This is a genomic window from Pseudomonas coronafaciens pv. oryzae str. 1_6, from assembly GCF_000156995.2.
Lineage (GTDB): Bacteria > Pseudomonadota > Gammaproteobacteria > Pseudomonadales > Pseudomonadaceae > Aquipseudomonas > Aquipseudomonas tremae.
The window spans coordinates 4619625-4644567 of the sequence record NZ_CP046035.1; the positions used below are offsets into that span (position 1 = coordinate 4619625).

Below are 24943 nucleotides of genomic sequence, written 5' to 3' on the forward strand. Positions count from 1 at the left end.
CAAAAATGGCCCCTTGCCTTGTGAAAGCAGGAGGCCAATTAGACGCAGGACGCGTTATCGATAGCCGCCTAGCCCTTAGTAACTTTCTTGCCTAGGGCGAAGCCGTCCAACTAATCTTTCTTCGCACCACGACGGCCAACGGTGTACATCGGGCCAAGATCTGAGGGCGTAATCGCCAACAGTTCCCAGCCTTTTTCCAGCATCTGATTCACAGATGTAGGATTGTCTTCGTTCTGGATCTGCACAATGCCTTCGAAACTCATGGTTAACATTCCTTGTGGTTGGTGGCTGACTTTTAGCACAATTATTGACTGTGCGCTGGCCGTTTCACTAAGAACCTGTTCACGATCTATCGTAGATGATGCATGCTTTGCACATGCGAAATAAAACCTACCCCAGCGATATAAGCCGCGAGCGATTTGAACAGGTTCTTCCGTTACTTGAGCAAGCCCGCAAGCGAACCAAACCACGAAGCGTGGATTTATACGAGGTCTGGTGCGCCGTATTGTATTTGCCGCGAACAGGCTGCCAATGGCGCGCTTTGCCTAGCGATTTGCCAAAATGGAGAACCGTCCATTCCTACTTTGCCAAGTGGAGTGAAGTAGACGCTGATGGTGTGAGCCTGCTGGAGCAGGCTTTAAAAAAATCAGGTTGGCGAGGCCCGTACTAAACAGGAGCGCAGCATCATGTACTGACGTAGCGCTGGAACGCGCGACAGGACCGTCACTGAAAGCCATTCGTTTGAACCGCCGGACCGGATAAAATCATCGCCGCCGTCAGGCGCAGGCACCCAATGCTGGATTCCAATCCCTAGCTGCTTTTCCATACTACGACTGAAAAGTCCTTGTCCGATCCGAAGATCGGCAATGAAGAAAGTGGAAGTACATTTCGGTCCGAGGCGTAAAGTTCAATTGAATCTGACGAGGTTATCGCCAAACCTTTCCCCCATCGGAATGAACTATTTAGGAGGTTCGCTCCGTATTCGTTGAATAATAGCCCAAGGGCTGCAACGGCAAATAAGTTGTTTGCGAGAGTAGTTACTGACTCGCTCATATCTAAGATAGGCAAATCGACCTCCGTAACATATACAATTGAAACTTCCTCACCTATTGACAATTCATAAAGACAGGCTTTAGAATTTTTTGTATTGTCGTCGGCGTTCATAGTAATCGCAAATATTTTACCATCCTGCTGAGTTACAAGAGCAATTCCGGCTCCAGATTCTCTGAAATAGGTTGGCGGAAGAATCTCTTTAAAACTCGATGTCGGTTTGTTGTTGGCATCCAACAGCGAAGATGATATTGACCTATAAATTGTCAATGTTTCGCCATTTGTGACAGCAACAATATACTTACCATCCGCTCCGACCTGTTTCGTCATTCCGACGCCATTTGATCCAATTGTCGGTCTAGGAATAGTGCCGATTAGCGAAGCTGGGAGGTTCACCGCACACGCACGAATATCCAAGATCTGAATGACGGATGAGTCGGATTCTGGTTCATCGGGGCCTTCTTGTATGCCCATTGCCATGAAGCTACCGCAAGCTTGTGAACTACATGGATGAGGCCATCCTGAACGGTAGGTGGGGAATGTAATATCCGTTTCTGCTTGGCCGCCGCCAGAGTAGCAATCAGCTACAATTATTGAACCATTTTTTAGAGTTAGACGTTTTATGACGTTAGTATGTGTAAATATAAGCTTGTTTGAGTAGTACGATATTCCTTTAAAATGCGAAAAACCAATAGCTGGAAGGCCAGTTGGAGAATCCCCGCATTTATAGTATTTCCTGTAGCTTGGAACCGTCGGAATTCTTTCGAAAACTGAGCGCACATCTTTTAACTGAATGTTGGATTCGGATATAGTGTTCATGAGTATCATGTTGAATTGGAATTGCGCGTTGTTAACGCTTCCCGATGTACTTTCCAGATTAACGGTAGCCCAGTAATGACTGTCAATATCAAACGCTTTGCTAACGGGATAACCGTAATGAGAAGTCATAGAATCCCATATAGACGTTTCATTCCCCGCAGCTATGCCATTTTGGCCAACAGATGGATTAGAGAAAGAAAAATAAACTGACCGGATACCCTCACTTGGTACGATGTATTTTACCCAACCCGAACATCCAACAGGAGAAAAATCCGATTCACAGCATTGAACAACAATCGAGCCATGAGCTGCAATGCTTGATGGCCAACTTTGATCACCAGCAAGCCGGCCTGTGTCGAACCAATCATCTGCGAAGCTCAGGTTAAAATCACTGTTGTTGACGATATTGACATTTATAACATGAGATTTTGACATAGCCATTACCTTCATTAATCGCTGCGGAAATTATCACATATCAATTAACTAGCTTGCTGCCAAGAACTGCCGAACTCGAAACGAAAACTTTCGATTCAAATAAATCATTTACGCCACAATGAACCATCTGTCAATGATAACTCCTTACAAAAAGTTCGAAAGGGAGATATTTCTGCAGCGGGAGGTAATTATTATGATTATTGAGAGCGGAGCTCACACGCAGGGAGTCACGGTGGCGCAATTTCGACGGCCAGAGCATACTGCACTCAGAACCTGTCCACGATCTTTCGTAGATATTAAAGTCAGGGGCGTCGTATCAATACTGGTTACGGAGAACTCCTCATCCCCCGTTTGCGAGTCGATTATCTGCACAGTCATGACGTTGAATGGCGAAATCGTGCAAAAGCATCTCATCGAAAAAAAGACGACTCTACGATGTGTCTCAAGTCCTTATTGGAAATCATTCTTCCACTTCCTCCATGTATTTCCTGATTGGTCCTGATGGCTGCCATATGTAAACCGTAGACGATTGTAGCTGGGCTTTACGTTCCAAAGGGATCTCCTCTACCGACCATCCAGTCCGCCAACGCGCGGTGTTTGGTTCTGCCTATGCCAGCCGCACTTTAATGCAGATAAGACGCTGAGCGCCGCAGCGCCATCTCCGCTTTCACATCGAGCACAAACGCAACGATATCGCGTATAGAATTCAGTTTAGCCGTGTCAATACCAGCCACTGTGAACTCTTCCGCATCGGTACCTGGATGGAGTATTTGGATAGTCATTGAGGTGTCTGCAGCTATAACGCAGGCGCACCTCATCGGCAAAAACGCCGCCTCAACGATAGGTCTCAGATCCATTCTGGAAGTCATTCGGAACATCCTTGGCGAAGGTCAGGAGGATTCCCGAGGCCTACATCCAGCAGAGTGTAGGCGGCAATTCATACTTTGCTGATTCAATTACCTGCAGATCTTGAATTAAGCGCCACTCCCCCGCTACACGCACCTCAGCCGGATAGATCCCCACTCATTTGCGTTACTTTCGGCGGCCAGTCTCACGAATATCGCAAGGTAAATATCAGCTCTCCCCTGCACCTTGTCTGGGATCAACCCTGACTCTTTGAGCTGCGACATCGAAACTCCAGACACACAATGGACCAGGAACCTTACCGTAATCGGAAATCTTCAGCACGGCGATTGCGGAGGAATCTGGACCTAGGACGCTGCCTCAAAAGCTCGACCGAAAGCGTCGAGGCCCGCTTGCAGTGCTGTTTACAAAAACTACTACCTGACCTGCTGCTCGATGGCGAGCACACGGTCCAGGTAGTCGCCACCAAACCCCAACCGTCCCGATAACGGTTTCCTACTGACGACAGTTCATTAATCGCGTTTTCTGTACCTGACACCACCTGCAGGTACTGCCTAATGTCCCCCTCCAGACCCTATCGCTTCAGCTGCAAGAACTGCATGACCATCCTGACTGTGATCGCGGCCATACAGGTCCCCCTCGCGAACGCGGAGACGTGGATCGTTACTGACCGGAACCACCCAGTTCAGGCACCGGCACATGTCCGGCTGATCATCCTGGACGAATCAGAACGGCTTGAGGCCAAGCTCTCTGAAGGACTGCCGGCTAATCAGCAACATGCCATCGCAATCATGCAGCAACGCCTCAAGAGCAGCGATGCGCAGCGCTTGCAACGAGATCAGGCTTTAGCTCAACAAGACCTCGTAGACGCTTGGAGCATGGGGGTAACGAAGGTGCCTGCAGTGGTGGTCGACCGCAAGTTTGTTGTGTACGGGGAAACCAACGCTACGGCGGCTGAAAATCGCATTGCCCAGTGGCGCGCCGCCGCCAAACATCAGAACGCATCTGGCCAGGGAGACGCCCCGCGATGAACCTGCGAAAGCCTCCAGCGTGGGCAGCCTTGGCCTTGTCGATCTCAACCTGGCCGGCAGCAGCGGGCACGGTGACATCTGCCACCCTGGTCGCCTCAACCCTGTCGCCTGACTGCCTGGAGTACAAGGTGGTCGGAATCTGCTACTGGCTGCTCTGCACCCCGTTTGGATGCAAGGTAAAGACGTCGACCAAGGTTCGTCACTTCGTTCCAGATGCCGTGGTCTCAAGCTACTCGAATACCGGTGAAAACCCGTGGGTTGAGGTCTCTTCGTTCAGCTCATCAACTTCGTTCGCCAAGGATGGCGGTGATGGAACCACCAATCACAAAAACGAAGATAGCGTGGCTAAATTCAAAAACGCTGACGTCATAGGCCACCCCGGAGGAGCAACATTCAGTAAGTTTACCAGCGCCTCGGGCTATGCCTGCCAGGGTGCTGCCACGCCCTACATGCCCTACCTGCTGAGCACTTTGGACACTGTCGCCTGGCGTTACGGCGTTCCAGAATCAGTGTATCCAGAAGCACTGATTCCCGGTCGTCGAGAGGTGGGTGGTCTGACGTCGGGGGACATGTGGGGAAGCGTCTACCCTCGCAGTGGTTTTATCCATCAAGCCGACGATTACAAGGCGGCATCCGTGATCGCGCAGCGTGCAGGTGACGTTGTCACTCGCAGCGGCCAGGTTCATGTCTATCAACCGCTTCTGGCACAGCCGCAGCCAGGCTACTGGCCGGCAGGAGAATTGATCGAGGCCGATGCCACCACCGGTAAGTGGCAAGAGCTTACGCCGACCCTCAGTCAAAGCTGCGCGGTATTTCCAAACTCCCAGCCCCGTGTGCAGGCAACCGATGGTGGTTACGCCTGGGCGTTATGGCGCCCGTATTCCTGCTGCAAGCGGGAAGGACAAACCTTTCTTGGCAGTACGGACTTTCAATGATGATCAAGAGGACTTCAACTATGCGCCGCGCTGCCTTTCTGTCTATTGCATTCATGAGCACCCTGACAGCCCATAGTGCTCTCGCCGAAATCCCGGGAATCAATGCAAGCTCATCGGGCAGCGTGATCGGTGACGACGTGCTCTACAGCGTTGGAGGCGGCAACGCCGTGACGATGGGTACGGCGGGGAATATGGATAGCATCAGCATCGGCGGAGGTTGGAACAGCAACCTGGTCTGCGGAAACATGAGCATGAACAACACGCTCCAGAATCAGTTGAATGGAGCAACTTCCGGATTTCAGACGATCATGGGGTCGATGATCTCCAACGCTACCAGCGCCGTTTCATCACTACCAGGACTGATTATCCAGCGGGCTAACCCGGCTTTGTACAACTTGCTCACCAACGGCATTCTGCAGGGTCGTCTTGACTTCGACCGCTCCAAAGGCACTTGTCGTGCCATTGCTGACAAGATGCTCGATGTCGCCGGAGGACAGATGGGCTGGAATAAGATCGCCGAGGGCCAGGCTATGAGTCAGGCGGTGAAAAACGGGAACACAGATGCTGTCTCAGCCGTTGCACAGGTCGAAAAGCAGGGAGGGAATGACGGTATCACTTGGCTCGGAGGAAATAAGGCCGGCGGATCTGGCCAGCAACCTATCAAGGTCGTAGGTGACGTTACTCAAGCGGGATACAACTTGCTGAACGGACGCGGCGCTGCCGATACATCGTCCATTAGTCCGTCGGCCTGCAACAACGGCATGGTGTGCTCCACCTGGTCCTCGCCTCAGGCAGCTACCACGTTCGCCAATAGGGTACTGGGAGAGCAACAACAACGCACTTGTGAGGATTGCACCAAAACAACCTCCACCGCCGGCGTCGGGCTCACTCCTCTCATCCAGGAATCCTACGACTCCAAGCTAAAGGCACTGCAGGAATTGATCTCGGGCAGCAAAGCTCTCACCTCGGAAAACTTGACTGCAGCGAGCAGCGATTCTCTGCCTGTTACCCGTGGTGTGGTAGAGGCGCTCAGGACTGAGCATGACCAAGATATCCTCGCAAAACGTCTTGCTTCAGAGGTCGCGTTATCTGAGGTTCTCGGCAAAGCGCTACTCCTTCAGCGCACCATGTTCACCGGCAGCAAAGAGCCGAACATTGCCGCCAACGATGTGGCCCTGCAGGCGGTCAGTCAGCAGAACAGCAGCCTGCAACAGGAAATTGACAACCTCAAGACCGAGTTGGATATGCGTCGCAGCTTGGCCAGCAACTCACCGACAGCCATCCTACAGAGGGCTCAGAGCCGGAAGGACAGCTCCAAAGGCATCTTTCAAGGCGACCCAACGCCCGACCGCCTCGATCAGCTGCAGAACCCTGCAAAAGGTAACTGACCATGAGCTCATTGCCGGTTGCAAAGGGGTGGCTGCGTAGGGGCGCGAAAGCGCTCGTGTCATTCACCTGGCCGGTCTTGCTGACCATTGTTCTGGCTGTGATTTTCATGACAGCCATCGCGCATTTCTTTGGAGATATTGAGCAGTTCAGGGAATGGCAAAAAGCGCACTACAACTACATGCTGGCCTGGCGGCTGTCGCTTTATGCAGCGATAGGGCTCGGCTGGGACAGGCTCAGACGCACCCTTAAACAGCGAGCATCAGACACAAATCCATTTCCCTCGGGTCTTCGGCGCTGCGAGGTCATGGCCATCTTAGTAGTTCTCCTTTTCGAGCTTCGCCGCGCCGCCACCGTAGCGGGAGTTGACCTGCCATGATCTTGCACACGAATGACTACCTTGAGTATTACCTGACATTGGTCGGATGGCTCATAAACGGCGGCATCTGGAACATGATCGAGGACAGCGGACTCTTCGCGGCCCCCTTTGCCGCCATTGTCATCAGCGAATGGCTCAGGGCCCGCGGTGAGGGGGCTGATGAGGGCAACAAGGGCGTCCTCTCCCTTGCCCGAGTGGAGAACCGGTTCTACACGGCAATCCTCGTGATCATTCTTGCCTGTATGCCTCTGGTGAACGTCAGCGTCGATACCATCCAGTTCGACCGAAGCCGCTCTGATCAATGCCAATACTCGATACCTAATCCAGCTGACACAGGCTGGGAAACCTCCTTCAGTACGCTGAACGGCAAAAGCGCCACCGTGCCCGTCTGGTGGCTATTTGTGTATGCTATGTCCAAGGCAGCAACTGCAGCCTCAGTCGCGGCTATACCCTGTGGAGTGGACTTGCAACAGGTCCGGATGCACGTCAACAAGGCTCGTATTAACGACCCGCTGCTTGCCCAGGAGGTGGCTGACTTCACGAACGATTGCTACGCGCGCGCGCGCGCAAAGCTTTTCATGACCCAGCCTACTCTCAGCAATGATCAACTCAACGACGTCAACTGGATCGGTTCGCACTTCTTCCTGCAAACATCCGGCTATTACAGCGATGGCTTCTCTGGATTCAGGTCACACACTCCCCGAACCAAATGGCCCTATGACGCAACCCGGGACGCTGGCCTGCCACAAACCACTGGTGGTGGTGGATTTCCCACATGCACTCAATGGTGGTCGGATGAAAGCGTCGGACTTAGAGCCAGGCTGCTGGAACAGGTCAGTCCAGATCTGCTGAGCAAGCTTGCTCAGTGGGCAAAGTTCATGACCCAAACCGAAGTCAGTGACTCGGTCATTCGAGATCTGGTCTCCCCGAGAAAGCAGCAACTGACCCAAGGACAGGTGTACTCGGACTATGGCGGTCAGGTCGGTGGCTCTGTGCTAAATGACTTCACACGCCTTGCAGCTACAGCTGGTCAGGCAGCAGGATCTCTTGTGATGTATCCAGCCATGGACAGCGTAAGGCAAGCGGCGCCCATGGTGATGGCCTTCCTGAAGATGGCTCTCATAATCTGCATTCCATTTGTGCTGGTAATCGGGATGTTTGATCTGAAGGTAGTGATGACGATTACTTTTGCTACGTTCGCTTTGATCTTTGTCGACTTCTGGTTCCAGCTGGCCCGCTGGGTTGATAGCACGATTTTAGACGCCCTTTATGGTAACGGGATTGGCAGCAACGTCCCCCATTCCAATTTTGACCCAGTATTTGGGGCCAGCAATGCCCAAGGAGACCTGCTGCTGGACTTCGTAATGGGTGCAATGTTTCTGGTACTTCCAAGCTTTTGGGTTGTTGCCTTGGGTTGGACCGGAATGAAGCTGGGTTCACTCATGAATGGGCTAAGCGAGGGAACAAAGTCTGCCCAAGCCGCAGGGGGGAAAGGGGCTGGAGAAATTATAAATCAGGTGAAAAAGTAACAGCGTAAAATAAAAAAAGACCAGCAAAAGCCGGTCTTTTTTATTTGTACTCACTATCAGAATCAAACCACCCCTTGGTCTGTCCGAAGGCATTGGACTCCATCCCATAGGGCAGCTCTTCTTCCGCAAGATAATGGCTCAAAGTATCGCCTTTGGTTGAAGTATTCATCACTCCAATTGCAAGTGCGACTATCGCGATCACTCCCAAAACGTACAGTAATCCCCACGCAGCAAAAAAAGCCATGAACCCGATCATAGCCAATCGGACGACCCACTTCACAGGGCTCACAATCATTTTAGAAATACCCGCACTACTCAGCGATAACCACAACGCTTTTTCCAAGCGCAAAACTGCAGCCACCCCACGTCCCAGGCTTTGCCCGACCCGCATTGCGGTACCGCCGTCTGATTTAGCGTTTGTGCTCATAGCCACCTCGTGACTCACTCAAACATGTCGCTCTGACATCACTTATAGACTTATCCACCCTAATACTCAACCTGCTTCCCTTTAGAAATCAACCTGCCGACGAATGAAACCTGCGACTGACGCGCTATCATTAAAGCCAAAAAGCTAACCAGCGCAGCTGCCAGCAAATAATACGCGGCCATCATCGGGTCACCGGTATAGCGGTAGAGCAAAGTCACCAGCGTTGGTGTGAAACTGCCGAACAAACACACGGAACTGGCGTAGGCCACGCTGATGCCCGTCGAGCGCACTGCCACCGGGAATAGTTCGGCGAGCGCTGCCGACGCCGGGCCGGCGTACAACACCATCAACACAGCAAGCCCGGCTTGCAGCAACATCAAGCCTATGTCCTGCGGATTGTGCTTGAGTGCCAGAAATGCCGGGTACGCCAGGATCAATACCCCCAGCGCGCCGAGCAGCATGACGTTATATCGCCCCCAACGATCCGACAGCCAGCCGCCCAACGGGCTGAGCAAGGTGATGAAACCGACCAGGGTGATCCCGTAATAGGCTTTCCCTGCATCCAAGTTAAGCATGGCTTGGGCGTAGGCCGGCATGAAATTGATCAGTTGGGTGCATACCGTCCACAAGGCAACAAAGCCGATTCCTAGGACAAGGCTGCGCCAGTGCCGAAGGATTTCCCGGGCGGGCACCTCTACACCCTCGCGGGCATGGGCCTGGAACGCATGGCTCTCGTTGATGGTGCGGCGCACATAGACACCCACCAAATAGATGAACACGCCAAGGACAAACGGAATACGCCAGCCCCAACTGCCGAGCTGTTCAGGCGTCAGCACCGCTGCCAGGATGCTCGCGAACAAGCCGCAGAGCAAAAAGGAACCCGCCTGCGCGACTTGCTGGAAGGAGGTAAAAAAGCCCCTGCGCGAAACCGGTGCCGACTCGCACAGGTAGGCCAGCGCACTGCCGATTTCGCCCCCCGCCGCCAGGCCCTGAACGATCCGCGCCACCACCAGCAGCACCGTAGCGCCATAGCCCAGCATGCTGTAGCCGGGACAGAGAGCAATCATCACGGTGCCGGCGGCCATCATGTTCATGGTCAAAATCAGCGCTTTCTTGCGCCCATGACGATCGGCATAGCGACCAATGAGAAACGCACCCAGCGGTCGCGCAACGAAGCCCACCGCTAGCGTGACAAAGGTGGCCAGCAGCGACATCAATTGATCCTGGGCCGGGAAGAACGTCTTGGCGATGTGCAGAGAAAAGATCGCGAACAAAGTGAAGTCGAACCACTCCAGGGTCGTGCCTATACCTACGGCCAGCAGCATCCTGCGCTGCTGCCGCTGCGAATCCATTGGCTTCATGGCGATGATTTCCAGACGTAGACGCGAAACCCTTAGTACGGGGTTTGAATATGGTGGCGTACCGGGCCCTTCAGCAGGCCCGATGCGCAGTTACCTTCAAAAGGCTACTGGACGCTGAACAGGCGCGAGGTGCTCTCCCACTCCCGGACGGTCCGGTAGTCGTCATGCAGAACATTGCCGTCGGCATGACTCATGAACACAATACCGGGACTGGAAAACAGGTCTACCGTCTTGACCACAGTGTCGCCTTCTTTCGGCGCACGCTGAAGCCAAGCATTGCTTTTTAGCGTCTTGAGCAATTCGTCGTACGAAGAGCGCGCGACTACGCCTTCATGGTTGGAGATGAACTGCACCTGCCACAGCGCATAGCGGTGGGGTTGCCAGGTCTGGAGAATGTCATCGATTGCCGACTCCCCTTCCCTGACCAGCTTGCCCACCAGATCCAGCTGGCTGGCGCCGACCGCATAGTTGGCCGCCGGACGATGCAATCCGCCGGACAAACGCGAGGCACACTCGATCAGTGTCGGGCCGTCGGCAGTCACGATCAATTCGGTGTGGTTGGCCCCGTAACGGATGCCCAAGGCGTCCAGCACACCGTGCACATACCTGACGATTTCCTGCATTTCTGGCGAAGTAGGATCAAACAGCACGGCACGGTCATAAATCCATCCACCGTCTGGTGCTGGCAGCTTGTCGGCGCGCCAGATTTCAGTAATCAAATGCTTGCCATGGCCGCTGACGCCATTGATAAAATACTCCGGACCGACCAGCAAGCGCTGCGCTAGGACCGCGTTGTTGCGTTCACCCAATTGATTGACGGTGCCGAACAGCTTGTCGAAGCTTTCGAGCAGCTCGCGCTGATCGGCACAAAAAGTCACCGAGTCGGTACCTGCACTGGCTTGTGGCTTGATCACCACCGGCCAAGAGCCGCGCTCGGCCCACGCGCTCAGGGCATCGCGGTCAACAGCCAGAAAATGATCCATGCTGCGAAGGCCGACAGCCTTTAAGCTCTCGTGCATTGTGTATTTGTCACGTCGGGCCAGACTGGTCGACGGGTCGTTGCCGGGCAGTTGAAGGGCTGCGGCCAAAAGGTCGGCGACTATCACCCCGCTCTCGGTCCCCGGCAGTACCGCCGCCGGATGCCAGGCTTCCACGGCGGAGGCCAGCGACTGTATGTCACCTTGATACTCGAAGTGCGCGATGTACTCATCCTTGTGATAAGTGCGCAGATAGTATTCCGGCGGGTTGGCCGAACTGCTCACGTGCACGCACTTCCAGCCGGACTCGGCCATCAGCGTCGGTAGTTGAGAGCCCGATGAATAACCATCGACTACCACCAGAATATTTTCCTTGGTTTGCGTCATTTTCTGTCTCCTTTGAATTTCATCCATGTGCCAAACACCGTGACCAAAGCGATCACGGAGCAGCCCAACGCAGAAGTCATTGACCACTGGATTCGCGCATCGAATACTTGAAAGACGTAAGTGAGCAACGGTGCCCACGCGAGCAGCGCTGCCACGGTGAAGGGTTCCGAAAGCAGGATGCCACGCTGCAGTAACCACAATGGAATGATCACGCCGAGCAGGGTCGCAATTGCCAAGCCACCGACTTGCGTGCTGGAGGCGATCGCAAAGCCTGGGCCGCTATAGGTTAGAGCTGCGGCGACAATGATAAGTAGGTAGAAACGGTGGGCCATGATTCGCGTGGCGGTCCAACTGCGCTCACCCAGTTGCTTAGTCGCGATGGTATTCAGTGCTTGAGATGCACCACCGGCCGCCGCCGCAGCGAGGCCGATCAGGGTATCACTGAAATTGATCGGACGAATTCCCGCCAGCCCCACCAAAGACGCCCATGCCAGTAATGCCGTACCGGATAGGATACCTGCCGCCACAGCGTAGGTGTAAAGCGGCAGCTGTCTTCGACGCACCACCCGCTCTAGGAGGATCGTACTCACCGGGCCAAGTCCGCCCATAATTGCGCTGACGATCGCCGGTTCAATATAGCGCAAGGCATAGAAATAACCGATCCAGTTCAGGGCACTGGTGAAATTCAGAACGGTTAGCGGGCCTGCGGCGCGGCCTTCGATCGCCAGCCCACTAGTACCGGAACTGAGCAACAAGCGAGTCAGAAAGAAACCGCTGGTTATGACGAAACTCCAGAACAGGAAGGTGAACGGATGCAGCTGCTGTAGCAGGTTGCCGGAGAAGACGGCGTTCGCGTTAGCCAGCACTAAGAACGCTGCTACATACAAAATCCCCGCCCGCCCGACCCAGCGGCTGACCGGTGTAACGGGGCCGATCAGGCTTGCTTCAGGCTTGTTCATCGATGGTCTTCTCCATAAATACGCTCAGCGGGTCTTCTTGATAATCGGCGAAGGGACCACGATCACGAAAACCCGCGCCACGATAGAGCGAAATCGCCTCAGGCTGACTTACACCGGTTTCCAGCAGCAGTGTTCTGGCACCGTTGCGCCGAGCAAGATGCTCCAGACTCTTGAGCAAGCGCACACCAACTCCACGACGGCGCGCGTTGTCGGCAACGAACATACGCTTGAGCTCTGCCTCGCCATTGCCGATGCTCACCACCGCACCGCAGCCGAGCACCTCGCCGCTATTAAACTCGCGCGCGACTAAGAAGCTGACACCCGGCGCCTTGAGCTGCGCTACGTCGAGCATGTGCACACTTTCAGCGGGATACAGCGAGCGTGCGTAATCTTCCGATCGTTGCAGCAGTGATGCGACCTGCTGCTCCTCTGGATCGCCTTCAACGATGCTAAATAGCTCCTGCCTAGACACTGACGACGATGCATAATCCTGTAGCACCATATCCGCGCCTTTCTCAGCGATCATCAGGGACGCTGCGTTGGTGTTGCCCGAGACCATCGTAGGCATTATCGATGCGTCGATCACCCGCAGACCTCGGAGGCCACGCACACGCAGACGCTGATCGACTACGGCCAGCTCATCCTTTCCCATGCGACAGGTGCCGACCGGGTGGTAAGAGGTATCGCCTTGGGTGCGGGCAAACTCCAGCAACTCTTCGTCTGACTCGACCTCGGGTCCCGGCGACAACTCGTGGTCGCAGTAGGCTCGCAATGCCGGTTGCGCGGCGATCTCCCTTAGAATGCGCATTCCCGCAATCATCCGCCGCTGATCATCCTCATGTTCTAGAAACCGGGACTCAATGACAGGCGCAACCGCCGGATCGCTAGAACGGATGTGGATGCTACCAGTGGATTCCGGTCGTAGCGGATACAATCCCACGGTCATGCCGGGCAACGTGTCCAGCCGACGACTGGAACCGGGACCATAACTGGCCGGGGCGAAATGGAACTGCAAATCGGGCCGCGGCTCTTGCTCGCGGGATTTAACGAAGCCATGCCCCAGAGCAATTGGCAGGCTCAGCACGCCACGACGGCGCGCTAGGTAGTGCAGGACTTCCTTGAACAAGGCGAAGCCACGCGTGCGTTCGTTGAAGGTGATCTTCTGGCGAATGCGCCACTTCAACCGAGAGGCGAAGTGATCGCGAAAGTTCTCACCGACGCCGGGCAGCACATGCTGCACCGCCACACCCGCCTTTTCCAGCACCGCAGGTGCACCAATTCCCGAAAGTTCCAGGAGTTGCGGCGACTGGATCACCCCCGCACTTAGGATAACTTCACGCCTAGCCCTAGCGAACTGCAATGTGCCGGAAAGATAATCCACGCCTATGCAGCGTTCGCCTTCAAGGCGCAGTTTCTGTACTGGCGCCTCGGTTACAACCGTAAGGTTTGCGCGCTTGCGCGCGGGCAGCAGGTATCGACCATAAGCCGATGAGCGCCGCCCCTGATCATGATTTACTTGATAATAGCCGAAACCTTCCTGCTCGCCGCTGTTATAATCGGGATTGCGCAGGTGCCCGGCTTCGCCAGCAGCAGCAAGAAAGGCGTCGCACAGTTCGTCACGCTCACGGGGCAGCGCCACATGGATCGGTCCGTCCTGGCCACGGGTTTCGCCGTGCACATCGACACTGGTTTCCAGGCGCTTGAAATACGGCAGTACCTCATCCCAAGCCCAGCCCGCATTCCCTTGGCTTGCCCACTCGTCATAATCCGCACGCTGGCCACGGACGAAAATCATACCGTTAATAAGGTTTGAGCCGCCCAGCAGGCGCCCCCGCGGAATCTGCAGACGGCGCCCGCCCAACGTCGGATCCGGCCGGGTTTCGAAGCACCAGTCGTACTTCGGATTGCCCATCAACAGGACTTCGCCTACGGGTATAGATAATAAAGGACTGCGACGTTCAGCACCGGCTTCGAGCAGCAGCACCTGGATATCCGGATTTTCACTCAAGCGTGCCGCTAGCACACAGCCAGCGGCACCTGCGCCGACAATAATGTAGTCATAATCGCTCATGCCTGGCGCTTCCTGTACCGAGACTCGGTGGCACGGGCACCAATGGTGGTGCGATGCAACAGACGACGATATTTATCGTCGTACACCGTAGCTTTGTGCATGGCGCTGCGGTTGTCCCAGAGGATGATGTCGCCTGGCACCCAGCGGTGTCGGTAGGTAAATTGCGGCTGCACCGAAAACTCTTGGAGGAATGTGATAAGTGGCGCACTTTCCTCAAGCGGCAATCCTTCAATACGCCATGGCACATTACCGCCAGCATAAAGCGCCTTGCGCCCACTGACCTCATGTCGACGCACCAACGGTTGCGCCACGTCGACCCATTCGGCCAGTTCCTGCGCAGATGGCGCCGGTCGGTCGGGATAGTTGTAGGGCCGCGACTGGGTCCGACTGATGATTACCTTGAGGTCGTCGATGCGCTGCTTAACCGACTCGGGCAGCGCCTCATATGCGGCAAACATGTTGGCGAACCAAGTATCGCCACCCTCCGGCGGAATTTCCAGCGCGTGTAGCATCGACCCTGCTGGCGGCACCTCCAAATAGTGTCCGTCGGTATGCCAAACACGACCACTAACGGGGGAGCCGATCAGCTTCCCGTCCTTCGTAATGTTCGACAAAATGAGGATTTCCGGCTGAGTCTTTTCGCTGAACTGCGAGCGTGTATAGCTCACAAGCTCGCCGAAATTACGACTGAATTTCAGCTGTTGATCAGGAGTCATGGACTGCCCGCGAAACAACAGGATGGTGCTGCTAATCCAGGCTTCGTAAAGTGCTTCTATGACGTCATCACTGAGTTTGGAATTCACATCAATGCCACGGACTTCCGTGCCGATCAAATTGGTAATGGGAACGAGCTCAAGCATACCGCCTCCTTGATTTATCTAAGGCCAGATTTCCGTGCTGACCGTGCCTTACACCGCGACCTGGTTATCCACTATCCAGCGGTGCATCTCCACCAACTGGATCAACAGATGCGCCGGGCTGGCACCGCCCGGCAGCATCGACGCGTTGAGCTGATTGGCCGCAATCTGCTCGATTAGTGCACTTAGGCGCGGGGTGTCAAACATCCAGCCAATCGGAGATTTCGGGTCAGTCGCGATCCAGCGTGCTTCGCTGATTAGCACTCGGTCGTACTCGGTATCCTGAATGTGCGGGTAGGCGCTTTTTTTGCGTGACAACGTGGTCGGCGGCAGGATGTCGCGCATCGCAGATTTTAGAAGACCTTTAACCCCACCCTGGGATTTCATTTCCCACGGTACGTTCCATACATACTGGATCAATTCTGGATCACAGAATGGCACCCGCACTTCCAAGCCTTGGGACATGCTCATGCGCTCCTTACGATCAAGGATCACCGATAAAGGCCCAGACATGCCAAGGAACAGAACCTCGCGCATGCGAGCCGCTTCACCACTCTCTCCTGGCAGACGCGGCACTTGACTAAGCCAGTAGTCATAGCGGGCACGCTCGTCCTCTGCCACCTGTTGTGCAGTTATCAGGGCCGGCGATAGATAGTCGGCCAGCTTCGGACCATCACCCAACCATGGGAACTGTGCACGGGCCAATAACTCAGGCTTGAAGTAGTAGGGGTAGCCACCGAAGATCTCGTCGGCGGCCTCACCGGTCAATGCCACCGAAAAATTGTCTCGCATGCGCTCGAATAGTAGATACATAGACGCGTCAAACTGGCCCCAGCCGGGTAAGCCGCGGGCAGTACGCGTTGCCGGAATCACATTAAGCAAATCCTGCATGGTAGCGCTAAGCGTGGTATGACGGGTGCCCATGTACTCAGCCGCCAGTGCAGCGAAAGGTGCATCGATGTCTGGCCGCAGCTCACTTGAGGTGAAGGCGTCTTCATCGGTGTCGAATTTCAGGCAAAACGTATCCAGCGCCGGACCCGCGCCTCGAGTCGCCAGTTGTTTCATCACCAAAGCGGCAACCGACGTAGAATCGATGCCTCCAGATAGCATAGCCGCGGATGGCACTTGATGCTCAAGCTGGCGCGCCACAACTCCTTCAAGCAACGCGCGCACATGGTCTGAGGTCTGCTCGAAGTTATCGGTATGCGGCGCACTCTCCAGCTGCCAGTAGCGCACCTGCGTGTGGCCGCGCTTACTGAAGCTCAAAACATTAGCCGGTGGAAGTTCGTGCAGCCCCTTCAATGGAGTTTCGCCGGGCATTGCCATACGCGGCTGCAGCACGATCGCCAACGCACTCCTGTCGAGCTTAGCGGTAAATTGAGGATGGGCCTGAATAGCCGTAGGCACACTGGCGAAGATGATTCCGCCGTCGGTCAAAGTGTAATAAAGCGGTTGCAGGCCAAGGCGATCACGGGCCAGCAGCAACTCGCGTTTCTGTCCATCCCAAAGGGCAATAGCGAACATACCCTCGAGGTGCTGAACGAAGCCTGTTCCCCAGTGCGCATAGGCGCGTCGAATGATCTCGGCATAAGACCAGCGGTCCGGCGCTGGCCCAAAGCTGGCGAGCTCCTGCTGCAATTGCCCCATGTTGTATATCTGACCGGTATACATTATGGCAACCGTAGCGCCGCGAATCTCGCCGACCCAAGGCTGTTCATTGAAGTCGTAGCGTGAAGCAACTGTGCGGCAGTGTCCCAGCGCAAGATCCGGGCCGAGCCAAACCGCTTTCCCGTCGGGACCACGCCCAGCTATGGCAGCGATCATATCCAAGATAACCTTGGTAACCTTCGAATGAGGCAGATTCGCTTGTTGCCCAACACCGTGACGCAGGTCTACCCAACCGGCCATGCCACTCATATGACCCTCCTTTCGAATTATCTACCGGGCAACGCCTTTATTGGCGCGACCGTTTCCATGTATACCAATGTTCGAGGCCTAAGGGCCGAAACAGATAGTCTCTTATTTTTAATCTATCTCTTCAGCCGAGTACAAGCTACATCAAGCCATACACTCATGACAAGCGTCTCGTTGAAAGTCTAAAATAACTGAATCAAAGCGATTTATTATTTAAAGTTATAAGCACAAATCTATCCTCACAAGAAGCGCACCAAAATGGCGCGCTAGATTTAATTGCGCACCAAAACAGATCACCAGGTGTGGATTGATATCTTTTTGACATATTAAAAGCGATGTCTTTTCGAAATATAGCATGTCACATGACATACTCACGAATTAATAGGCGGGAACGTAGTAAGGCTTAGACTGCCAGATCTGACGTACCCAAAGAAAATATTATAAGCCGCACAACCCCATAATATTTAAAGACTTTTTTCAAAAATTTTTCAAAGCACACACGACTCTCTGCATTTTTTTTGTTTTCCTACTTGTCGTAGAAAAAAAATCGCTGTTATGATTTTGATAAGCAGCGTGGTGACCAGTGTGCCACACCTTCATATGGAATATGAGTAAAGGAATGTATATGGATAGTTATCTGCACATCATCTAGCGGTCATCGATTCTGTGCTGCCCTGATTTTTTTGCATCGGGAGCTAGTGCAGGCGTGACTGCCTTCAGCTAATAAGCAAACGTCATGCCTACTTAATGTGCGTATATCGTTTATCTGTATCGTTGCCAGCATTAATGAGCATGTGCGTCGGCATTCAAGTAGACGCGTGCCCCCGAGCCTGCCGGATGGAAAAGTGTGCGTCTCCAGACTTCAGCACGTAGCGTAGAGGGAATTATGAGCGTGAATCGGTTCGACTATTCGGGCAACCTTGCCAGAGCCACCACTTACCGTGGTTATCGCAACATGTTCTGGCCCCCATTTGACAGTTACAACATAACTTCGCTCGATCTAACACCAGCCAACCCTAGCCTAGGCGGGGCCTGGCAACAACGCCTGGACGCTCTAAGGACCGCGATTGAAGAGCAATGGCGCGATGCCAAGCTTCACGGCGTATCAGAGCGGACCCGCTTCAGCGATCCAAGCGCCGTGGCACATGCACTGCGCGAGCTAGGCGACGATCTGGAGCGGCCGCATGATCGCCAGGCACTGCTACTTAGGGCCAAGGCTATTGACGACGGCTACGACAACGAAATACTCAAGACGCTAGCAGGCCTACAAGAAGAGGTCACACTGGTCGCCGGCCAGCTCGCAACCTGGTATGGCAAGCAGACGGGAGGATTGCCAAGCGCCTTCGGTTGCCAGCTCAATAAGGACAGGCAACAGGACGTGGAGCAGGCTATGGCGCTGGTGGATCAAGTGCCCGCTTACCTTAAGAGTCTGCATACCCAATTGCGGTTGGGCGATGTGCCCGCTTTCGCCGCCACAGACCTGTTTTTCATGGCCGGCGAAGGCAACCTTCATCCCAAACATATCGCGTACTTCCTCCCGGAAGATGAAGGCGTAAAACGCTCGCAGTTCAAGAAGACTTATTACTTTGCCAACACCCATGCAGCGATGGTCGAGTGCCTAGCTACGCCGCTGGCACGGCAGTTCCTGTCGACAGGAACCGACTATAACGTGACGAGCAAGCCTCTGCGCCGCATCCCGACACTTGGAGTGCTCAGCCACGAACTCGGCCATTTTATCTATCGCCAAGAAACCACCTACTCGCCTTTGAACAGCGCCAATCGCTGGACCTCGGTGGTGTTGCAAGAAGTCGCGGCGGATGTTTTCGGCATCCTGGTCCTTGCCCAAGTCTGGGCGCCCGCGCTGCAGATCCCGCTCGAGCAGGTACTCGAATACTACCTGGGTGAGTGCTTGCGTTACCTGAACCGGGGGCTCGGGCTTTTCCCCGATTGCGACGGGATGTACCTGCAATTATCTTATTTCGTCCAGCTCGGAGCTCTGACTCTGCAGCATGGAGGTGATCAACCCGTAAAACTGCTGGTCGATCATGGCGCCTTGCTCGCTGGCTTGCGCTCGCTAGCACGAGTTTTAGCCGACGCCCTGCTCGCGGGCAATCCTGAGGCTGCTGTCGCCTTCTACCAGTTTTACGGACCAGCACGGCTGCAGCCGTTGCAGCCACTGGTCACTGCGCTGGCCAATTCGCCCGCACAGTCAATCGAATACGTGCAAGAACCTGTGCGTGTACCAACGGACTGCGACGCAACTTGCGCGCAAGCCCGCCTCTAGACAAGGAGAGACAGAGATGAACAATTCGATACAGGACCTCAAACAGGTCGAAGACTACTACGGCACCACCCGCCGGTTTGGCGACAGCGATGCCACGATATACGAGATCTGGGAACAGGGTGGAGCGTTCAACGACTCCATCACGCCATCTACCTACAGCCAAGAATATCGCTCGCATCTGGGGCTCAAGCTCAAGTCCCTCACAGAGGAAGGCGCGATAATTTTCTCCATTGGCTGCGGTAATGGTTTTGTCGAGGGCGATCTGGTGCAAGCCAAACGTCGCGTGCTGGCTATCGACTTCAACGATGAAGCAGTTGCGCTGAGCCGGAAAAAAGGAGTGGATGCGTACACAGCCGATTTCTTCGAACTCGAGCCCGGCGCTCTCGCTGGCGTCAAGTCGGTCTACGCAGACGGTTTGCTCGGCCACTTGTTCCATCCAGAGTTAGAGCTCAAGCCAACTTTCGAAAAACTCAAGGAGCTGAATCTAGAATCCGGCACAACTCTAGTTTTCTCCAACGACTCGCCTCGCGATCCAGAGGCTCTCTTTGCCGCCCACGATAAAGTCGACGGCTTCTGGTTCATATCCAGAGACTACCTGCGTGATGCGCTGACTGAGGCTGGCTTCAAGATCGAAGAGTCATACTACTTCCCTTACACACGCCCGATCAGTGGCCTGCGCAATCGAACCCTTTGCGTCGCACTAGTGCCCTGAGTCAATCACGCCTGCGCCGCGAGGAGAAACCGCCGTGCCAATATCCGAAAGCTTCGCCCGACGTTTGTTCCCCATACTTGATGAGCTGACGAATACATACCCGACGCCCTTTCATATTTATGACGAGCGCGCCATCGTCCAGACTCATCGACACGTGGCGCAAGCCTTCGCCGACAGCGCGTTTCGTCAGTACTTCGCGGTAAAGGCGCTACCTACTCCGGCCATCCTATCCCTGCTGCTCAAGGAGGGCAGCGGGCTGGACTGCTCGTCGCCGGTCGAACTGATGCTTGCCAAACGACTGGGCGCGCGGGGTGACGACATTGTTTTCACCTCCAACAACACGTCACTCAGCGAATACCAGATGGCACTGCAGGCAGGTGCCCTGATTACGTTCGACGACCGAAGCATGCTTGAGCAAGTGGTAGCCTTGCCGGATATCGTTGCCTTTCGGGTGTCGCCCCATGGCGTCATTGCCCGGTCGTCACAGATGGGCAATGCCCAGCAATCAAAATTCGGCATTCCCGAGGCCGAACTAGTTCAGAGCTATCGCGAGGCATGGGATCGCGGTGCCCGACGTTTTGGTATCCACGGCATGATGTGCGCCAACGAGCTATCACTGGAGGCCGCCGTGCAGGCCGGCGTGCAAGTCATCGAGGTTGGGGCGCGAGTGGCCCGCGAGGCAAGCATCGAACTCGAATACATCAATATCGGCGGTGGCCTAGGCATTCCCTACCGGATCGACGACCAGGCTCTTGATCTCACAGCGTATGCCGATGCGCTGAAACGCGCGTTGAAACAGGCATTCCCACACAACACCCCCAAGCTGCTGATGGAGTTAGGCCGTTACATCAGCGGCCCGCACGGGGTGCTTGTGTCTCGGGTCATCAACCGTTGCAGCAAAGGGCGGGAAATCGTCGGCCTCGATGCATCGATGTCGGCGCTCATGCGCCCGGGACTGTATGGCGCCTACCACCACCTGACGCTGCCCTTCGCCGATCAACGCCCCGAAGGCGTGTTCGATGTGGTCGGCGCACTGTGCGAGAACTTTGACAAGTTTGCCGTGGATCGCCCACTGCCGAGCCCGCTAATCGGCGACCTCGCATTGATCCATGATACAGGTGCCCATGGTCATGCCATGGGCTTTACCTACAATGGCCGGTTGCGTCCGGCAGAACTGATGCTGACCGACGATGGCGATATCGTTGAAATCCGTCGGGCCGAGACCTTTGATGATCATACCGGCCCGATTCAATGGCAACCCGTTGACGTCTTCAACCCCCACCAGGTGCGTTAAATGAGTAACCGTGCATTGATTGAAGAAGCGTTCGAGCGGCGTACGCAGCTGACGACGGAAGAACTGTCGGCTCTGGTGCCGTCGATCGAAACCGGCCTCGCAGCTCTGGAGCGTGGCGAACTCCGCGCAGCACGTGCGCAGGAAGGACAGTGGGTCTGCGATACCTTCGTCAAGAAGCTGATTCTGCTGTCCTTTCTAACCCGCGAAAATACCGTGGGCGAAACCAACCCCGGGCGGCCGAAAAGCTACGACAAACTACCCCTAAAATTTGAACAATGGGACGACGCCGCGTTTCGTGACGCTTGCATCCGCGTGGTCCCCGGCGCCGTAGTCCGGGCCGGTGCGTACATCGCCCCGGGCGCCGTACTGATGCCGTGCTTCATCAACATTGGCGCGTACGTCGGCGAAGGCACAATGATCGATACCTGGTCGACGGTCGGCTCCTGTGCCCAGGTCGGCTCACGCTGCCATATCTCCGGTGGCGTAGGCTTGGGCGGCGTACTCGAGCCCATCGGCGACAACCCCGTAGTCATTGAAGACAACGTTTTCATCGGTGCCCGCAGCGAGGTCGCCGAAGGCGTCATCGTGCGCAGCGGAGCGGTGATTGGCATGGGGGTCTACCTCGGTGCTTCGACGCCGATCATCGACCGCGCGAGTGGCGAAATGCGCTTCGGCGAGGTGCCGGCCAATGCGGTGGTGATTGCCGGCAATCGTGCCGACCCGAAACTGCCGGGCGTGTCGCTGGCCTGTGCGGTGATCGTGAAATACGTCGATGAGCGCACGCGTTCGAAAACTGCGCTCAACGACCTGGTCCGAGCGCTAAGCCGATGAACGCCGCAGGCAATGCTTTCGTCAGGCTGCAAGGCCTGCTTGATGACCTACCGCCCGCGCCAGGCTTGCCGGTCATCGCCCTGCACTTGGGCGAAAGTCGACTGGGGGACCCGATATCGCTGCTGGAACCGTTGTCTGAACTCTATGACTGGACCCGCTATCCGCCGCTGGCCGCGACGACGCAACTACGCGAGGCCTACAGTCACTGGCTGCAGCGACGCTTTGGCATCGCCGCCAGCCTCGGCAACTCGATTGCCATCGAACCCACCCCGGGGACCAAGCAGGCGATCGCCACGTGCATCGCCCTCGCGGTCACCCGGGCGCGGGCACGGGGCGTCGCGACGCCGGTGGTTGTGTTGCCCAACCCCTTCTATCCCACGTATGTCGCGGCAACCGAAGCCGCAGGCGCGCGGACCTTGTTCTACGATCTGAGCAATGGGCAACTGGAGGCGAATCTTGTCGTCCAACTGGCATTAGCCGGCGACAGCGTCGCGGCACTAGTGCTGTGCAACCCCGGCAATCCGCTGGGCAAAATTCTCGCCGCCGATACGCTGGCGGCCATCAGCCGCCAGGCACACCTGGCTCAGGCCAGCTTGCTGGTCGATGAGTGCTACACGGACCTGGTCTGGCATTCAGCGCCGCCAGGCTATCTCAGTCTAGTCGAGGCAGGTACAGTCGCGCCCTGCCCGTTCGTGGTGCTACACAGCCTGTCGAAGCGCTCTGCCGCGCCGGGTTTGCGCAGCGGTTTTATTGCCGGCGACCCACTGAGTGTTGCTGACTACGCCAATTTCAATCGCTCCTGCGGGGTGTCACTCGCCTGGCCGACGTGCGCGGCCTCGGCCGCTCTGTGGCAGGACGACGCACATGTGCAGAAGCAAACGCAGGCGCTGAAACGCAACTGGGACATGGCCGATAATTGCCTCGCCCAAGTGCCTGGCTATCAGCGCGCCGAAGCCGGTTTTTTCCTCTGGCTGGCCGTCGCAGATGGCGAGGATGCAGCGCGCCGGTTATGGACTAAGCAGGGTTTGCGCGTGATGCCCGGACGCTATTTGTGTCATGCCGACAGCAACGGCAGCAACCCCGGAAATGGCTTCGTGCGCCTCGCTCTAGTTCATCAACAATCGATCATGAGTGAGGCACTGCTGCGCCTCAGGGCGGAGCTAACCGGCCTTGAGGCTGCGCAGACTTGAGCTTGCATAGCAGCATCCCTTGGCGGATGCGATACCGATTCAGAGTCACTTCCGGGACAGGGACAGCAAGATGGCAATGGCAACGGATTCAGCGCTGCAAGAACGTATGGTCGGCTGGCGTCGCTGGTTGCATCAGCATCCAGAGGCGGGATTCGCCGAGAGCAAGACCAGCGCTTTCATCGCCGAGACACTGCGAAGTTTAGGCCTGCAGACTCACGAGAGCATTGGCGGGACCGGTGTTGTCGCGACTATCGAAGGCGAGCAGCCCGGCATCGAGATCGCTCTGCGCGCCGACATGGATGCACTTCCCATCCAGGAGGAAAATACCTTCGCCCACCGCTCACGCCACGACGGCTGGATGCATGCCTGTGGTCACGATGGCCACATAACGATGCTCTTGGGCGCCGCCAGCAGCTTGGCGGCAGACCGCCGCTTCGCCGGCAAAGTCCACTTGATCTTTCAACCGGCCGAGGAGATCGGTACAGGGGCCAAGGCGATGATGAACGCAGGCCTGTTCGACAAGTTTCGCGCCGAATGCGTGTACGGCCTGCATAATTGGCCAGGTCTGGAGGCGGGCCGATTCGTGGTGCATCACGGTGCGGCAATGGCTGGCGCCAGGCCCTTTGAAATTGTGGTCAGCGGCTGCGGCTGCCATGCAGCGATTCCCCATCAGGGCGCTGATCCGTTATTGGCGGCGGCACACCTGGTCACGGCATTGCAAAGCATCGTTTCGCGCAACATCGACCCGGCCGATGCACTGGTCCTCAGCGTTACCCAGTTCCACGCTGGGCATACCCACAACATCATTCCCGACACGGCCCGCCTTACCGGCACTCTGCGTTACTTTCGCCCCGCAGCTGGCGAAATTGCGTCGCGTCGAATGATCAAGCTCGTTGAACAACTAGCTGCCGGAATGGGCGTGCGTGCATCGCTGGAGTTTTTCGAATTTGGATCGCCTCCGGTGATCAACAACACCTTGCATGCAGAGCATTGCGTGGTCGCCGCCAGCGCCGTGGCCGGGCGGGAAAACGTCGGTACCACCGTGGCACCAAGCATGACCGGGGAAGACTTTGCCTTCATGCTCGAACGCAAGCCCGGCGCCTATATCTGGATCGGCAACGGTTCAGCCGAGCGTGGTTGCTCGTTGCACAATCCGAATTATGACTTTAACGACGAAATCATGCCCATGGGCGTGGCATATTGGGTTGCCCTCGTCCGGCACCGTCTAAAGGTGTGAGCAATTGCCCCGAT

Annotated in this window: 21 protein-coding genes and 1 pseudogene; 12 read left to right on the forward strand and 10 right to left on the reverse strand. The window is 55.7% G+C overall.

Features of this window, described 5'->3' with window-relative positions; all coding sequences use genetic code 11:
- Window positions 1-110: 110 nt before the first annotated feature.
- Window positions 111-263, reverse strand: a complete 153-nt coding sequence (locus POR16_RS26360) for a hypothetical protein (protein ID WP_005895364.1) — start codon at window positions 261-263, stop codon at window positions 111-113.
- 113 nt (window positions 264-376) lie between these two features.
- Between POR16_RS26360 and POR16_RS20845 the strand changes: the two are divergent.
- Window positions 377-646 (forward strand): annotated as a pseudogene (locus POR16_RS20845) (transposase); the annotation flags it as partial.
- A gap of 164 nt (window positions 647-810) precedes the next feature.
- Here POR16_RS20845 and POR16_RS20850 read toward each other — a convergent pair.
- A complete protein-coding gene (locus POR16_RS20850) occupies window positions 811-2304 on the reverse strand; it encodes a hypothetical protein (RefSeq protein WP_147460274.1) in 1494 nt (497 codons plus the stop codon).
- Between the two features lie 623 nt (window positions 2305-2927).
- Window positions 2928-3173 (reverse strand): DUF1652 domain-containing protein, encoded by a 246-nt coding sequence (locus POR16_RS20860; RefSeq protein WP_005895352.1) that lies wholly within the window; start codon window positions 3171-3173, stop codon window positions 2928-2930.
- A gap of 552 nt (window positions 3174-3725) precedes the next feature.
- Here POR16_RS20860 and POR16_RS20865 point away from each other — a divergent pair.
- The 5 genes from POR16_RS20865 to POR16_RS20885 are packed head-to-tail and all read left to right on the forward strand — an operon-like array spanning window position 3726 to window position 8428.
- Window positions 3726-4199, forward strand: a complete 474-nt coding sequence (locus tag POR16_RS20865; protein ID WP_122381127.1) for a TIGR03757 family integrating conjugative element protein — start codon at window positions 3726-3728, stop codon at window positions 4197-4199.
- Window positions 4196-5134, forward strand: coding sequence for a TIGR03756 family integrating conjugative element protein (locus POR16_RS20870; protein WP_005895343.1), 939 nt, complete (start codon window positions 4196-4198; stop codon window positions 5132-5134). Before POR16_RS20865 ends, POR16_RS20870 begins: the two co-directional genes overlap by 4 nt.
- Window positions 5131-6522: an integrating conjugative element protein gene (locus POR16_RS20875; protein WP_042932834.1), complete on the forward strand. Its 1392-nt coding sequence runs from the start codon at window positions 5131-5133 to the stop codon at window positions 6520-6522. Before POR16_RS20870 ends, POR16_RS20875 begins: the two co-directional genes overlap by 4 nt.
- Window positions 6523-6524: 2 nt before the next feature.
- Complete coding sequence (locus POR16_RS20880; RefSeq protein WP_005895325.1) at window positions 6525-6899, forward strand: hypothetical protein; 375 nt, start codon at window positions 6525-6527, stop codon at window positions 6897-6899.
- Window positions 6896-8428 carry a conjugal transfer protein TraG N-terminal domain-containing protein gene (locus POR16_RS20885; RefSeq protein ID WP_005895323.1) on the forward strand — a complete coding sequence of 511 codons (1533 nt, stop codon included), beginning with the start codon at window positions 6896-6898 and terminating at the stop codon, window positions 8426-8428. Before POR16_RS20880 ends, POR16_RS20885 begins: the two co-directional genes overlap by 4 nt.
- Window positions 8429-8468: 40 nt before the next feature.
- Here POR16_RS20885 and POR16_RS20890 read toward each other — a convergent pair whose 3' ends face one another.
- The 7 genes from POR16_RS20890 to asnB form a co-directional block, all read right to left on the reverse strand.
- Window positions 8469-8855: a DUF3742 family protein gene (locus POR16_RS20890; RefSeq protein ID WP_005895321.1), complete on the reverse strand. Its 387-nt coding sequence runs from the start codon at window positions 8853-8855 to the stop codon at window positions 8469-8471.
- Window positions 8856-8914: 59 nt separating this feature from the next.
- Entirely contained in the window at window positions 8915-10216 is a 1302-nt protein-coding gene (locus POR16_RS20895; protein ID WP_005895318.1) for an MFS transporter, read from the reverse strand.
- A 104-nt stretch (window positions 10217-10320) separates the two neighbouring features.
- Complete coding sequence (locus POR16_RS20900) at window positions 10321-11580, reverse strand: ATP-grasp domain-containing protein (RefSeq protein WP_005895316.1); 1260 nt, start codon at window positions 11578-11580, stop codon at window positions 10321-10323.
- On the reverse strand, window positions 11577-12539 hold the full coding sequence (locus tag POR16_RS20905) for a DMT family transporter (protein WP_005895314.1): 963 nt from the start codon (window positions 12537-12539) through the stop codon (window positions 11577-11579). The genes POR16_RS20900 and POR16_RS20905 overlap by 4 nt, the downstream gene beginning before the upstream one ends.
- On the reverse strand, window positions 12526-14610 hold the full coding sequence (locus tag POR16_RS20910) for a GNAT family N-acetyltransferase (protein WP_005895312.1): 2085 nt from the start codon (window positions 14608-14610) through the stop codon (window positions 12526-12528). The genes POR16_RS20905 and POR16_RS20910 overlap by 14 nt, the downstream gene beginning before the upstream one ends.
- Window positions 14607-15470 (reverse strand): TauD/TfdA dioxygenase family protein, encoded by an 864-nt coding sequence (locus tag POR16_RS20915; protein ID WP_005895310.1) that lies wholly within the window; start codon window positions 15468-15470, stop codon window positions 14607-14609. Before POR16_RS20915 ends, POR16_RS20910 begins: the two co-directional genes overlap by 4 nt.
- Window positions 15471-15518: 48 nt before the next feature.
- On the reverse strand, window positions 15519-17384 hold the full coding sequence (asnB, locus tag POR16_RS20920) for an asparagine synthase (glutamine-hydrolyzing) (RefSeq protein ID WP_005895308.1): 1866 nt from the start codon (window positions 17382-17384) through the stop codon (window positions 15519-15521).
- Between the two features lie 889 nt (window positions 17385-18273).
- On the opposite strand from asnB, the gene POR16_RS20925 reads away from it, so the two are divergent.
- The 6 genes from POR16_RS20925 to POR16_RS20950 all read left to right on the forward strand — a co-directional run bounded on the left by POR16_RS20925 (window position 18274) and on the right by POR16_RS20950 (window position 24929).
- A complete protein-coding gene (locus tag POR16_RS20925) occupies window positions 18274-19665 on the forward strand; it encodes a hypothetical protein (protein WP_147460275.1) in 1392 nt (463 codons plus the stop codon).
- A 16-nt stretch (window positions 19666-19681) separates the two neighbouring features.
- A complete protein-coding gene (locus POR16_RS20930; protein ID WP_005895304.1) occupies window positions 19682-20377 on the forward strand; it encodes a class I SAM-dependent methyltransferase in 696 nt (231 codons plus the stop codon).
- Window positions 20378-20411: 34 nt separating this feature from the next.
- On the forward strand, window positions 20412-21671 hold the full coding sequence (locus tag POR16_RS20935; protein ID WP_005895302.1) for a diaminopimelate decarboxylase: 1260 nt from the start codon (window positions 20412-20414) through the stop codon (window positions 21669-21671).
- On the forward strand, window positions 21672-22502 hold the full coding sequence (locus POR16_RS20940; protein ID WP_122235536.1) for a 2,3,4,5-tetrahydropyridine-2,6-dicarboxylate N-succinyltransferase: 831 nt from the start codon (window positions 21672-21674) through the stop codon (window positions 22500-22502).
- Window positions 22499-23692, forward strand: a complete 1194-nt coding sequence (locus POR16_RS20945; RefSeq protein WP_053932063.1) for an aminotransferase class I/II-fold pyridoxal phosphate-dependent enzyme — start codon at window positions 22499-22501, stop codon at window positions 23690-23692. Before POR16_RS20940 ends, POR16_RS20945 begins: the two co-directional genes overlap by 4 nt.
- 70 nt (window positions 23693-23762) lie before the next feature.
- The gene (locus POR16_RS20950) at window positions 23763-24929 is read left to right on the forward strand and encodes a M20 aminoacylase family protein (protein ID WP_042932828.1); all 1167 of its coding nucleotides are present in this window, start codon (window positions 23763-23765) and stop codon (window positions 24927-24929) included.
- The last annotated feature ends 14 nt before the right edge of the window (window positions 24930-24943 follow it).

What these genes read in the sequence shown, in the direction of transcription:
- POR16_RS26360 (WP_005895364.1), bottom strand. Translation starts at nt 263, where the DNA reads ATGAGTTTCGAAGGCATTGTGCAGATCCAGAACGAAGACAATCCTACA.
- POR16_RS20850 (WP_147460274.1), bottom strand. Translation starts at nt 2,304, where the DNA reads ATGTCAAAATCTCATGTTATAAATGTCAATATCGTCAACAACAGTGAT.
- POR16_RS20860 (WP_005895352.1), bottom strand. Translation starts at nt 3,173, where the DNA reads ATGACTTCCAGAATGGATCTGAGACCTATCGTTGAGGCGGCGTTTTTG.
- POR16_RS20865 (WP_122381127.1), top strand. Translation starts at nt 3,726, where the DNA reads ATGTCCCCCTCCAGACCCTATCGCTTCAGCTGCAAGAACTGCATGACC.
- POR16_RS20870 (WP_005895343.1), top strand. Translation starts at nt 4,196, where the DNA reads ATGAACCTGCGAAAGCCTCCAGCGTGGGCAGCCTTGGCCTTGTCGATC.
- POR16_RS20875 (WP_042932834.1), top strand. Translation starts at nt 5,131, where the DNA reads ATGATGATCAAGAGGACTTCAACTATGCGCCGCGCTGCCTTTCTGTCT.
- POR16_RS20880 (WP_005895325.1), top strand. Translation starts at nt 6,525, where the DNA reads ATGAGCTCATTGCCGGTTGCAAAGGGGTGGCTGCGTAGGGGCGCGAAA.
- POR16_RS20885 (WP_005895323.1), top strand. Translation starts at nt 6,896, where the DNA reads ATGATCTTGCACACGAATGACTACCTTGAGTATTACCTGACATTGGTC.
- POR16_RS20890 (WP_005895321.1), bottom strand. Translation starts at nt 8,855, where the DNA reads ATGAGCACAAACGCTAAATCAGACGGCGGTACCGCAATGCGGGTCGGG.
- POR16_RS20895 (WP_005895318.1), bottom strand. Translation starts at nt 10,216, where the DNA reads ATGAAGCCAATGGATTCGCAGCGGCAGCAGCGCAGGATGCTGCTGGCC.
- POR16_RS20900 (WP_005895316.1), bottom strand. Translation starts at nt 11,580, where the DNA reads ATGACGCAAACCAAGGAAAATATTCTGGTGGTAGTCGATGGTTATTCA.
- POR16_RS20905 (WP_005895314.1), bottom strand. Translation starts at nt 12,539, where the DNA reads ATGAACAAGCCTGAAGCAAGCCTGATCGGCCCCGTTACACCGGTCAGC.
- POR16_RS20910 (WP_005895312.1), bottom strand. Translation starts at nt 14,610, where the DNA reads ATGAGCGATTATGACTACATTATTGTCGGCGCAGGTGCCGCTGGCTGT.
- POR16_RS20915 (WP_005895310.1), bottom strand. Translation starts at nt 15,470, where the DNA reads ATGCTTGAGCTCGTTCCCATTACCAATTTGATCGGCACGGAAGTCCGT.
- asnB (WP_005895308.1), bottom strand. Translation starts at nt 17,384, where the DNA reads ATGAGTGGCATGGCCGGTTGGGTAGACCTGCGTCACGGTGTTGGGCAA.
- POR16_RS20930 (WP_005895304.1), top strand. Translation starts at nt 19,682, where the DNA reads ATGAACAATTCGATACAGGACCTCAAACAGGTCGAAGACTACTACGGC.
- POR16_RS20940 (WP_122235536.1), top strand. Translation starts at nt 21,672, where the DNA reads ATGAGTAACCGTGCATTGATTGAAGAAGCGTTCGAGCGGCGTACGCAG.
- POR16_RS20945 (WP_053932063.1), top strand. Translation starts at nt 22,499, where the DNA reads ATGAACGCCGCAGGCAATGCTTTCGTCAGGCTGCAAGGCCTGCTTGAT.
- POR16_RS20950 (WP_042932828.1), top strand. Translation starts at nt 23,763, where the DNA reads ATGGCAATGGCAACGGATTCAGCGCTGCAAGAACGTATGGTCGGCTGG.